At 54.5% G+C, this 11,350-nt stretch carries 9 protein-coding genes and 1 pseudogene; 9 read left to right on the top strand and 1 reads right to left on the bottom strand.

What is annotated here, in order from left to right; all coding sequences use genetic code 11:
* Positions 1 to 391: 391 nt before the first annotated feature.
* Together HMPREF3164_RS09080 and HMPREF3164_RS09075 are read left to right on the top strand one after the other, a co-directional pair.
* Positions 392 to 1,333 carry an ABC transporter ATP-binding protein gene (locus HMPREF3164_RS09080; RefSeq protein ID WP_070450634.1) on the top strand — a complete coding sequence of 314 codons (942 nt, stop codon included), beginning with the start codon at positions 392 to 394 and terminating at the stop codon, positions 1,331 to 1,333.
* Positions 1,323 to 2,105, top strand: coding sequence for an ABC transporter permease (locus tag HMPREF3164_RS09075; RefSeq protein WP_070450632.1), 783 nt, complete (start codon positions 1,323 to 1,325; stop codon positions 2,103 to 2,105). Before HMPREF3164_RS09080 ends, HMPREF3164_RS09075 begins: the two co-directional genes overlap by 11 nt.
* A gap of 172 nt (positions 2,106 to 2,277) precedes the next feature.
* On the opposite strand, the gene HMPREF3164_RS10975 is transcribed toward HMPREF3164_RS09075, so the two are convergent.
* Entirely contained in the window at positions 2,278 to 2,406 is a 129-nt protein-coding gene (locus HMPREF3164_RS10975; RefSeq protein WP_080972598.1) for a cell division protein FtsL, read from the bottom strand.
* 579 nt (positions 2,407 to 2,985) lie between these two features.
* Here HMPREF3164_RS10975 and HMPREF3164_RS09065 point away from each other — a divergent pair.
* From HMPREF3164_RS09065 to HMPREF3164_RS09040, 7 genes and pseudogenes are all read left to right on the top strand, one after another.
* Positions 2,986 to 4,077 (top strand): diacylglycerol/lipid kinase family protein, encoded by a 1,092-nt coding sequence (locus tag HMPREF3164_RS09065; RefSeq protein WP_070450628.1) that lies wholly within the window; start codon positions 2,986 to 2,988, stop codon positions 4,075 to 4,077.
* Between the two features lie 138 nt (positions 4,078 to 4,215).
* Positions 4,216 to 5,349 (top strand): acetate/propionate family kinase, encoded by a 1,134-nt coding sequence (locus tag HMPREF3164_RS09060; RefSeq protein ID WP_041321884.1) that lies wholly within the window; start codon positions 4,216 to 4,218, stop codon positions 5,347 to 5,349.
* A gap of 1,263 nt (positions 5,350 to 6,612) precedes the next feature.
* Positions 6,613 to 6,849 (top strand): hypothetical protein, encoded by a 237-nt coding sequence (locus HMPREF3164_RS09055; RefSeq protein WP_004005799.1) that lies wholly within the window; start codon positions 6,613 to 6,615, stop codon positions 6,847 to 6,849.
* Positions 6,850 to 6,941: 92 nt separating this feature from the next.
* A pseudogene (locus HMPREF3164_RS10965) lies at positions 6,942 to 7,187 on the top strand (transposase family protein); the annotation flags it as partial.
* Positions 7,188 to 7,463: 276 nt separating this feature from the next.
* Positions 7,464 to 9,065 (top strand): M48 family metallopeptidase, encoded by a 1,602-nt coding sequence (locus HMPREF3164_RS09050; protein ID WP_141744125.1) that lies wholly within the window; start codon positions 7,464 to 7,466, stop codon positions 9,063 to 9,065.
* Positions 9,066 to 9,163: 98 nt separating this feature from the next.
* Positions 9,164 to 10,150 carry a bile acid:sodium symporter family protein gene (locus tag HMPREF3164_RS09045; protein WP_070450626.1) on the top strand — a complete coding sequence of 329 codons (987 nt, stop codon included), beginning with the start codon at positions 9,164 to 9,166 and terminating at the stop codon, positions 10,148 to 10,150.
* A 284-nt stretch (positions 10,151 to 10,434) separates the two neighbouring features.
* A complete protein-coding gene (locus HMPREF3164_RS09040; RefSeq protein WP_070450709.1) occupies positions 10,435 to 11,238 on the top strand; it encodes an exodeoxyribonuclease III in 804 nt (267 codons plus the stop codon).
* Positions 11,239 to 11,350 lie beyond the last annotated feature (112 nt).

The following is an 11,350-nucleotide window of genomic DNA, read 5'->3' as shown; positions in this document are numbered from 1 at the left end:
GGGTCGTTTCTATGAATTCATAGAAAGACATCCTAACCACACCACCTCTCTGCCCCAAGAATCAACGCGCAGGGATTTCACTTTGATATGCGTGGCGCGTGCGTACCCCGGGAAGAGGGCAGTATTACCTTTACCTAACAAATATAAGCAGAAGCTCGAAAATACGGTCTACACATTCACTTAACAGGGTTCATATAGAAATGAATTGGGTGTATTGTTGATATGTGTTTAAGTACGCACCTGAGACTTCTACACATTATTTCTGTTCATTCACCTCTTCAGCAGTAAAAGTAATAAAACTATTCTTTTATGGGTGTAACTACCTTTGTGCGTATTCATATGTGATAACACAGATGTATTCAGCCTTTATCGTTCTTGAAAGGAACTGTTGATGGTGTATTCTTCGCCTCCGGTGGTGATGCGTGATGTTGTTCAGAAGTTTGGTAGTACTACTGTTTTGCATGGTCTTGATCTGACGGTTAATCCTGGTGAGATTGTTGCTCTTTTAGGGCCGAATGGTGCGGGGAAAAGTACTGCGGTCGATATTATTTTGGGTTTGACTAAACCGTATGCTGGGTCGGTTGAGGTTTTTGGGACGACTCCGCAGCGTGCTGTTAAGGCGGGGCGTGTTGCTGCTGTGCAGCAGGATGGTGGTTTGCTTCCTGATTTGACGGTTAAAGAGACCGTGCAGTATATGGCGTCTTTGTACGGCAAGCTTAAGAATGTTTCTGCTGTTCTGGCTCAGGCCGGGCTTGAGGGTAATGCTAAAACGCTTGTGCAGAAATGTTCCGGTGGGCAGAAGCAGCGTCTTCGTTTTGCTATTGCGTTGTTGACTGATCCGGAATTTTTGATTCTTGATGAGCCCACGGCTGGTATGGATGTGCAGGGTCGCCGTGATTTTTGGGCGTCGGTTACTCAGTCGGGGGATCATCAGCGTGCTGTTTTGTTTGCGACTCATTATTTGGCTGAGGTTGATGAGTTTGCTGATCGTGTGGTGGTCATTAATCAGGGGCATGTGGTAGCGGATGGGACTCCTGCCGAGATCAGGTCTTATGCGCGGGGTTCTACTTTGCGTGCGACGGTCAATGATGCGTGGACGTCTGAGCAGGTTGAGGAGCGTCTTGCGGAGCTTCGTGCTCTTGATGGTGTGAGTGCAGTATCGTTGCACGGTATTCGCCTGGAAATCTCTGCTGCTGATGCGGACGCTGTTGCTTCGCATCTGCTTGCTGATGGGTTCGCTAAGAACCTGGAGATCACATCGTCTTCCTTAGATGATGCGTTTGTGTTATTGACCGAGACCGATTCTGAAGGAGAGCGCAAGAATGCCAAATAACACTAGTGCCCAGGCGGCGAGTCTTTCTCAGGTGCGTCCCGTGTGGATTAATAGCACTGTTGTTCTGTTGGAGCTGCGCAGGAAGTTCCGTAATTTGCGGGTCTTTATCCTGGCTATTTTGCTTCCTGTTATGTTCTTCTTTATGCTCGCCTACCCGCAGCGTGACAGCCTGGAAGGGGCGGTGAATACCGGAACCTACTATATGATCGGGATCAGCGCCTATGCTGCTATTGTCTCTAGTTCGGCTGCCGGTGCTGCTATTCCGATTGAGCGTGCTCAGGGGTGGTCGCGTGCCCTTGCGCTGACGCCGTTTCGGCCTTTAGGGTACGTTATTACGAAGGTGATCTCGTCTATGTTGCTGGGTGCTATCGCTGTTGTGGTGATGATGGTTCTGGGGCTTGTGACGGGTATGCCTTTGGATGCGTGGCAGGCGGCGCAGTCGTCACTCATTATTATTGCTGGAAGTTCTGCTTTTGCTGCGTTTGGTATTTTTGTGGGCTATTTTATGTCCGCTGATAGTGCGCAAACGCTTATTAATCTTATTATCTCTGTGTTCTCTTCATTTGGTGGGTTGCTTCTTCCGCTGTCCCTTTTTCCTCAGGCGCTTCAGGATATTGCGCATTGGCTGCCGTCGTACGGGTTAGGTGTTTTGGCTCGTTTGCCTGTGGGGGTGGAATGGGATCCTTGGGCTTTGGTGAACCTGGTGGCGTGGCTGGTGATTTTTGTGGCGGGTGCAGCTTGGTGCTTGAGTAAGGATACGCACAGGGTCTAGTTCCTGCCCTCTCAATCGTGCGGGGGAACCCACCAACGACGGAAGTACGGTGGCAAAGCCGGTGCGCTAGCATGGGGGTGTTACTAAGGTGAAAAGCACTGTAGATAATTCACCTTAAAGTGCAGAGAGGTTCGAGCGCTCTCAACACCCGAACCTCTCCTGTGGGGTGATGTTACTTCAGGTTACGAACGATAACCTTAAGCGCATCAACAGTGTATGAAACAGCCTGAGCTGATCCATCGGTAAGGATGAGACTTACCAGGATTGCTTGGGCTGTTTCCATGAGTTCGAAGAACGTCATGACCTTCCCGCCGCCTTCCTGCCCCAAGAGTTGACCGCAGGGGTTTACTAAGGTGATTGTGCTGCGGCGTACCCTGGGAAGAGGGCAGTATTACCTTTACCTAAAAAGTATGTGGTGGATTTGGTGCGAGATAGAGGATGAGCAGTCGGGTGCCATCGCTTGCGAGTATCAGTGTGTTAACATGGGGGATATCTACTATTGCTTTCCGCATCAAGCGGAAGGAGCTGGCTCTCTGACCTGCCAGCCCCTTCCTGGCGGGTAACACTAACTCAAGATATTACGGATATGCTTGATAGTGTTATGGATGATGAAAACGACCTGAGCTGATCCATTGGTAAGGATAAGACTTACCAGGATTGCTTGGGTCGTTTCTATGAATTCATAGAAAGACATCCTTCCCACCCCCTCTCCGCCCCGGGAGTCAACGCAGGGATGTATCTACTATTGCGTGCTGCGGACCCACCCTGCGAAGAGGGCAATAATAACTTTACCCGACAAGTATTTGGGTGATTCTCTAAAACCTGCGCTTTTCGTCAGTGTTGGCGAACCCAATATCGCTGCATCCGGTACTCTAAAGATATGTCCCTTTTTCGGAACCTTGTTGGTGCATCCGCCGCGGCAGCGACTCTCACGGCGGTTGCTCGTCGTGTTCGCAAGCATGCGCAGCGCATCGTTACGCCCCTCGGAATCTGGAGTACCCTGCCCGTCGCTCAAGAGCGGCACGTCGGTATTGTATACAACCCCAGCAAGTCGAGCACCCATGCAGTAGTTAATATTCTGGAACGTACCGTGGTCGCCAACGGCTGGAAACCTGCCCTCGCGAGTACCACCCTCATCGACGAACCCGGCACCCAGGCTGCTCTTGACCTGATCGACCGGGGCGTCGATACCCTGCTTGCGGTCGGTGGGGACGGAACCGTGCGCGCGGTCGCCGCCGCCATTCAAGAAGCCAGGAGCCGAGGCAAAGATGTCACGCTCGGTATTATTCCGCTAGGGACAGGCAACCTGCTGGCACGCAACCTGCGCTTGCCCATCACCGATATAGCCGCCTGCATTAACATTGCGCTCAACGGAACACACCAGATGGTCGATGCTATCGACATGAGCGCCGAATCAGCGGAAGGCGACGTTACCAACCATATGTTCTACGTGATGAGCGGCGCAGGATTCGATGCGCTCGTCATGAACGACGCCAACGAAGACCTTAAAGCGCGTATCGGCTGGTTAGCCTACGTGCACAGCGGGCTGAACCATATCTTCGGGCACTCCCATAAGGTCAGAATACAGCTCGACGACGATGAACCTTTCGAAGCACGTGCGCGTTCGGTGCTCATCGCCAATTGCGGTCGGCTGCAGGGAGGACTGCAACTGACCGATATTACCGAGGTTAATGACGGCAACCTCGAAGTGATCATCGTATCGCCGCGCACCATCCTGGAATGGGGTCTTCTGACCGCAAAAGTGGTTCGCCGCGCTCTGCCCGGTTCATCGCGCATCTCGCTGCCGGTGATGCGCCATTATGTGGGGCATCGGGTCTCGCTGGACATGCTTTCGGGTGCCCAGCCTATTGAAGTTGACGGCGATTTAGCGCCCTCGGCGATCAGGCTACAGGCGCGCATCGTGCCGAGCGCTCTCAGCGTGAATGTGCACCCGGATGCACTCACAGCCTAGAACCTCGACCCGCCTGAGTGCCTGTGTTTATGTGGCTTAACCTTCTTTGATGTGGTGTCTTCACCGGTTATCTCGCTTTAAACACCTTTTTAGTGCGAAAATGAGATGAAAGTTTGTTTCAAGAAAGAAGAGAAGTTCATGCTTATCCTCGTTGTGAACGCGGGTTCCTCATCCCTCAAATACCAGGTGCGCGACACCTCTGCGCCTGAATCCGAGCAAATGATTACCTCAGGGCTCATCGAAAATATCGGCACTGACGTTCCCGACCACGAAGTCGCTCTGCACATGATGGCTGAGAAGCTCGAAGGCGTGCTGCACGGTCGTCAGCTGCAGGCTATCGGCCACCGCGTGGTGCAGGGTGCCGAGAAGTTTACCCACCCCGTGCTGCTCAACGAGCAGGTGATCGACGAGATCGATGCGCTCTCACCGCTCGCGCCTCTGCACAACCCAGCGCATGTGAAGGGTATGCGTGCTGCCTTCCACACGTGGCCAGACCTGCCGCAGGTTGCCGTGTTCGATACCGCCTTCCACTCGACCATGCCCGAGCACGCCTGGCGTTACGCTATTCCTTATGACCTGGCTGATAAGTACAGTATTCGTCGCTACGGCTTCCACGGCACCAGCCACGAATACGTCTCTCATGTTGCCGCAGATATGCTCGGTATTGCCCGCGACGAGTTCAACGGTGTGGTGGCGCACTTGGGTAATGGCGCATCCGTGACTGCCGTGAAGGGCGGAAAGTCCGTGGATACGTCGATGGGCTACACTCCTCTGGCTGGTCTAGTGATGGGTACCCGTTCGGGCGATATTGACCCCTCTGCGCTGACCACGATTCTCACCCGCGACCCCGAGATCGATGCGGAACGCCTGGATACCATCCTTAACAAGGAGTCCGGCCTGCTGGCGCTGGCGGGTTCCAACGATATGCGTAAGGTGGTGGAGTCTGCGCAGTCGGGTGATGAGCGTGCGCAGTTGGCGCTGGATATGACCGCATACCGCCTGATGAAGTACATCGGCGGCTACAACCTGGTGGTTGGCGGTGCGCAGGCGCTTATTTTCACTGCGGGTATTGGTGAGAACTCCGGCGACTTCCGCAAGCTGGTGCTGGATCGCCTGGCGCCGTTGGGTATTCGCTACAACGAGGAAGAGAATATGAAGCGTTCCCCCGAACCGCGCCTGATCTCGACCGAGGATTCGAGCATTGCCGTGTTCGTCATCCCCACCAACGAGGAGAAGGCGATCGCCGAGGCTACCGAGGAGCTCGTCGCGTAGCACCGTAGTTTCCGTTTCTTCCCTTCGGGGATGCTAAAGGCTCTTGACTGTGAATAAGCGAGATTTCCGTGCTTTATTCACGCTCAAGAGCCTTTTTAGCATGGGCGGGAGGGCGCCGGGCACAAGGCTGGCACGAAGGCACAGACGCGGGCGGCTTTGGGCGACAAAAATTCTAGGGGCAGGGCATCAAGAGTAAGCGTAAGGCGAGGAAATGTTGAACTTTATATCTAAATAATATTTGACGCATTATTTTATTTATTATTTAAATTACTTAAAATCATAAAATTTGCTATAGTTGTTTTAGTTCAGAATGCTTTGTGCGGATGAACTAATAGACGCAAAGAATGGCGCGCATTCTCTATTCGTGGTTGTGTGGGGAAATGCTGGCATTCTTTGTATCAAAACTGGCACAGGTATATCACATCTATCACTCACTTAGATGACATATGCAACGAGGTGCAGAAAATTGGGGTCGCAGGACTTTGGGCATGTATGTTCGCGGCCTCCGGTGTGAAAAACCCTCGCGGTATGTTCCTCCCATGAAACCTTGTACGTTTCATGAGTATAATTCCGCGAAATAACAGGGGTTTGAGCCTTCTGTAAGCCTTCACTCTCTGAAGGGACTCGTTGCACACGAAGGTATCTTATAGGGATTGGTGCCTTCTAAATCCGTGCTAGAACTGTACACATGTGTATAGGGTGTTTTATGTGTATAGTTTGGATGCCGTCGTGATTTTTTCATGGCGGCATCCTTTTTTCTTTATGATAAAAATAGTGGACGGGTAAATACTTGCTAGGTGCAGTAATATTTATATTTTCTTTGCCTGCGGTGTGTAAATTATTTATAGCGAAAACATTATCAGGATTTTGTGTAAGGAATACGAGGTGTAAATTCTAGGGGAGGGACATACACGGAGCCTTCGTCGGAAATCCAGGACTTCCGTTCACCTGCCCAATCGGTGTTAAGGGTAGTGATCAAAAGATTCCAGTCGACCCCCAGACCAAACGAGCTAACGGATTCAAAAAGTGGTGGGTTGCTGGGCATGCTAGTTCACATCCACTACGGGGAGACCTGCCCACTACAGCAAACGTGGTTGAATGGCAAAACGCAATTCAGCCCCTAACTGAAGAGGTTATCTCTGAGATAGGAATGGTCAGCTCCTCCGTTCGGATGTAGACGTTCCTACAAACGGACAATATACAAATGTTTTCCTTACCCCTATATTTAAGAATGAAAGCTTTTTCATAAGGAAGGTAGGCATCATGAAAACCGAAAAATCGAAAGAAATTTTCTGGAGCATCATCTCAATTCTCGTAGGCGGAGTAGCCTGGCTAACCATGCAGAATATTTCATGGGGTGTAGTAGACCCCGCGAAAGTCGGTCTCGTATTCGCAGTAATCGGCCTCATTTCGCTTATCTGGGCTCTCTTCAGTAAAAACTCCGATAGCTCACGAGCGCACGAGACTATACGTAACGCCAATAGGTCAAAGGAGGATTAAGGAGGGTTATTCATTAGGGGTGTAACACCCCAACCGCCTAACCTCTTGTCCACGTATGATGGTGAAATACCAAAACCGACCCCGTACCCGGGGCACACCACGACACGTTTGCGTACCGGTGGCACGGATTGGACAGATTCTTAGACCCGCACGATACTCTGGCCGATAAGGGCTACCAAGGACTAGACCTGATCACCCCGGTGAAGACACTACCCGGCGGAGAACTCACCGACGACGAGAAACACCTGAACCGGCACATCAATCACCACCGGGTCGTCATCGAACGCGTGATCGCACACTTCAAGTGTTGGCGGGTACTCTCTAGTATCTTCCGCTGACCCCTCACCTCGTACCGGAGAGTGTTCTCGGTGGTGCGGGCACTGTTTTTCTGGATACAAAACCACCCAAATGAATAACCCTCACGAAATAGTTGCTTGGATTCCCCTTGATAAACACCACAGAGGATTCCGGGAGCGGTAAGTTGCAGCGGGAGCGGGGAACACGCTCCCGCTGCAACTTACCACTCCCGGATTTAGTATGCGTGTATTCACCGCATCAAAGGGCATACGCGGTAGAGTTGAACTAGTACGTACTTAGAGAGATTTGGAGACCGCATGAGTCAGCATACGCCCGGTGCTGAACCTCCACTGCCGAATGACGTGAGCCAGGGGTGGCTGCCCGAGGATAAGCGGCAGACCCCGCAGAGCCCGCTTCCCCAACCGAAATTTTGGGGATACCAATCGTTAATACCCCATAAGATGCTCAACGCCCTGCGCCACCCCGGCGAGATTCCCTGGCTGGTGGCGGCCTATGCGGTAACCCTTGCCGTGTACTTGGGGCTGCTCATCTTCTTTATTGAGACGATCGTAAGCCGTGACCGGTATAACGACCTGGAATGGACGTCATCGTCTCGATACTCGACGATGAGCTACGCGGAGCGCGTCTTTAACGACTATGCGGAACAAGCGATTACGCTACTGATTCTGGCACCCCTGGTTATCCTGATCGCCCGTGCCCTCTTCTACGCACAGCAGCGCGTGCGCGGCATCCGTATTTCGCCGACGCAGTTTCCTGAGGCTTACGCCATGGTTGCCGAGGCCGCCTATGCGGCGGGTTTGCGCCGTGTTCCCGATGCCTATGTCGTGAGCGGTAATGGTGTGCTGAACGCCTTTGCCTCCGGGCATGGTTTCCGCCGGTTTATTGCCATCAACTCTGACCTCTTCGAGGTCGGCGGTCAGACCCGTGACCCTCAGGCGCTTCGCTTTATTATTGGGCATGAGGTCGGGCATATCGCTGCCGGTCACGTGGGGTACTTCCGCCTTCTCTTCACGCAAACCTTCATGCGGATTCCCGTGGTGGGGCAGGCCCTTTCACGCGCACAGGAATACACCGCCGATAACTTTGGGTACCGATACTGCCCCGAAGGCGGACCCGGCGCGATCAAGGTTCTCACAGCCGGTAAATACCTGAATCAGCAGGTGAATTTCGACGAATTTGCCGACCGCGCCGTGAACGACCAGGGCTTCGCGATTTGGCTTATCAACCTTATCTCAACCCACCCGGTACTGACCTGGCGCGCCCATGCGCTGCGCAACCGACACGAGCCGGGGCGTCTGTTCTGGCGACCGCGGTTTAACCCGCCGAGTGCGCCTCCTTCCCTGATACCTTCGCAAGAACCGCCAGCCCAGTGGCCTGACCCGATTCAGGCAACCGGGTTCATGGACGAGCAGAAGCCGGCGTGGGAGGACTACAACCTTAACACCGTTAAGACATATCCGGCCCCGCAGGATGCCCCCAAGATTCAGGGAACGCTCTTTGCCGGATGGGAGGATGCGCAGGCTCGCGCGGCCCGTGCCGCCTACGCCGCCCGTTGGGAACAGTATGCCGCCAGCCAGGGTGTGCCGGGATATGCGCCGGGGTACGGGTACCCGATGCAGCCAGCGCCCGGTCAGCCTGGATACGGGCAGCCGATGCCGAACCAGCAGGCACCGTGGCAGTCCGGTTCGGGGCAATTTGATGCTGACCAGCCCGCGCCTGATCAAGCGAATCAGGGACAGCCTCAACCCCCGCAGCCTGAGCAGACGCCCGAGCCTCCCGAGGACGCCACGAAGCCTGGCGTGGCGCTGAATCAGCCGATAAAACCCGCTGATGACCAGCATCCCGAGCAAAAACGGTCTGAACAGCAGGATCAGCAGGGGAATAACACCTCTGACTAGCCCCTGACCTTCACCCGCGAGAAGCGGATTTTCACCGAAAAGGTTGTATTTTCTCACCTTCTCGGCAAAAATCCGCTTCTCGCGTTTTAATTAAGAACGTGCTCTCCAAACTCACGAAAAAACGCCCCGACGCGCTGATTGTCATGCTCATCTGCGCGGTCATTCTAGCGATCCTCATCCCCGCGCGCGGTACCTTCGCCGACTGGTTCAGCACCGGCACCAAGTTCGCGGTTGCGCTTCTGTTCTACCTCTACGGTGCGCGCCTTTCCACATCTGAGGCGATCGCGGGGCTTAAACACTGGCGGCTGCACGCCCTCATCCTGACCTGTACTTTCGTGATTTTTCCGCTCTTCGGGATGGCGCTTTTTCCCTTGCGGTTTGTGCTCGGCGACGGGCTGTACCTGGGGATTCTTTTCCTCACGCTCGTGCCCTCTACCGTGCAGGCGTCCATCGCGTTTACCTCTATCGCGGGCGGCAACGTGGCGGGCGCTATTGTGAGCGCATCGCTGTCAAGCATTGTGGGGGTGGTGGCTACCCCGCTGCTGGCGATGCTCCTAATGCACAGCGACCACATCGAAATTTCGGGCAGCGTCTTTCTCGACATCGCGATTCAGCTGTTTTTACCGTTCGTGCTGGGGCAGCTCACGCGCCGCTGGGTGGGAGAGTTTGCGAAGAAACCCACCACAAAATGGCTCGATAAGTTCTCGGTCATGATGATTGTGTACTCGGCGTTTTCGGCATCCGTAGTGCAGGGGATTTGGACTCGCGTTGCCTGGTGGCAGATCGTACTGCTGATCGTGGTGACAATTCTGATGGTGGCCCTGATGCTGTGGCTGACCGACTGGCTGGCGGCGCGGCTGAAGTTCAACAGGGCGGACCGCATCACAATTCAGTTCTGCGGGTCGAAAAAATCGCTGGCGGCGGGTCTTCCCATGGCGATCATTATTTTCGGGTCGGGCTCGCTCGGGCTGCTGATGCTGCCGCTCATGGTATTCCACCAGGTGCAGCTCATGATGTGCACGTGGCTCTCCGCCCGCTACGCCGCCTTGGATGTGGTCGGTCGGGCGAGCGTAGAACAGCCATAAGAAACTGCCCCCGGTTACTCGCTCGGGGAAAGAGTCGATGCTTTAAGAAGCTGCGTTCCTTAGGTCATGCGTATTTGAGGTAAATGGAAAAAATAGCGGATTTTTCCATTTACAGGCCTTTACACAGCATATTGGAAGAAACAGCCGTTTCTTCCAATATGCTGTGTAAAGAGTACTCTCCGCTCCCGCTTCGGAAGGGCGGTGCGCGGCTCGTCAGATCCGAGTCATTTACCGGCGAAACTTTCACCGTTGCCTGGCAGGGCGCACACGGTAAGCTGGTGTACATGAAGATTGCTACCTGGAACGTGAACTCCATTCGCGCCCGCGCCGACCGCATCGAGGACTGGCTCGATAAAACCGAGGTCGATGTGCTCGCTCTGCAGGAAACCAAAACCAAGGACGAAACCTTCCCCTTCGAGCTCTTTGAATTCCTGGGGTACGAGGTGGCGCATTACGGGCTGAACCAGTGGAATGGGGTAGCAATCGCATCCCGCGTGGGTCTAGACAGCGTCGAACGCGCCTTCCCGAACCAGCCCGCCTTCGGAAAACCCGGAGACCCCGCCGAAATTGAGGCGCGAGCTATCGGCGCCACCTGCAACGGCGTGCGCATCTGGAGCCTATACGTGCCGAACGGGCGCGGGCTCACCGACCCTCATATGGCATACAAAATGGAGTGGATGCGCCAGCTGCGCACCAACGTCAACGGCTGGCTGCACGCCGACCCCGCCGCACAATTTGCGCTCGTCGGCGACTGGAATGTGGCGCTCGAAGACACCGACGTGTGGGATATCGACTTTTTCCGGGAGAACGACCTCACCCATGTTTCCGCCCCCGAACGCGAGGCATTCTATGCCCTGCTCAATGATGAAGGGCTCGTCGATGCGGTGCGCCCCTACACCCAGGGCGAGTACACCTACTGGGACTACCAGGCCGGGCGGTTCTCGAAGAATGAGGGGATGCGCATCGACTTTCAGTTGTGCTCCCCGGCGCTCGCCGCCCGTGTGGAAAACGCCTGGATCGATAGGGAAGAGCGCGAGGGGGACGGCGCGAGCGACCATACCCCCGTGGTGATTGAGCTGGCTGACTAGGGGCGAGACCTTATTTTCTGCCGTCAGTAAGTATTCCAGCCCGAATTTGTGGCGAACGCCCTACGGGAAGAACTGGCCGGGTAACCCGTCTCTCTCTCCCCCCCCCCCCCCC

Origin of the sequence: Rothia sp. HMSC08A08, assembly GCF_001808385.1 — a bacterium.
GTDB lineage: Bacteria > Actinomycetota > Actinomycetes > Actinomycetales > Micrococcaceae > Rothia > Rothia dentocariosa.
This window is presented reverse-complemented; position numbering and strand designations above follow the sequence as displayed.

Coding starts and splice junctions, on each gene's coding strand:
- HMPREF3164_RS09080 (WP_070450634.1), top strand. CDS start 392: ATGGTGTATTCTTCGCCTCCGGTGGTGATGCGTGATGTTGTTCAGAAG.
- HMPREF3164_RS09075 (WP_070450632.1), top strand. CDS start 1,323: ATGCCAAATAACACTAGTGCCCAGGCGGCGAGTCTTTCTCAGGTGCGT.
- HMPREF3164_RS10975 (WP_080972598.1), bottom strand. CDS start 2,406: ATGACGTTCTTCGAACTCATGGAAACAGCCCAAGCAATCCTGGTAAGT.
- HMPREF3164_RS09065 (WP_070450628.1), top strand. CDS start 2,986: ATGTCCCTTTTTCGGAACCTTGTTGGTGCATCCGCCGCGGCAGCGACT.
- HMPREF3164_RS09060 (WP_041321884.1), top strand. CDS start 4,216: ATGCTTATCCTCGTTGTGAACGCGGGTTCCTCATCCCTCAAATACCAG.
- HMPREF3164_RS09055 (WP_004005799.1), top strand. CDS start 6,613: ATGAAAACCGAAAAATCGAAAGAAATTTTCTGGAGCATCATCTCAATT.
- HMPREF3164_RS09050 (WP_141744125.1), top strand. CDS start 7,464: ATGAGTCAGCATACGCCCGGTGCTGAACCTCCACTGCCGAATGACGTG.
- HMPREF3164_RS09040 (WP_070450709.1), top strand. CDS start 10,435: ATGAAGATTGCTACCTGGAACGTGAACTCCATTCGCGCCCGCGCCGAC.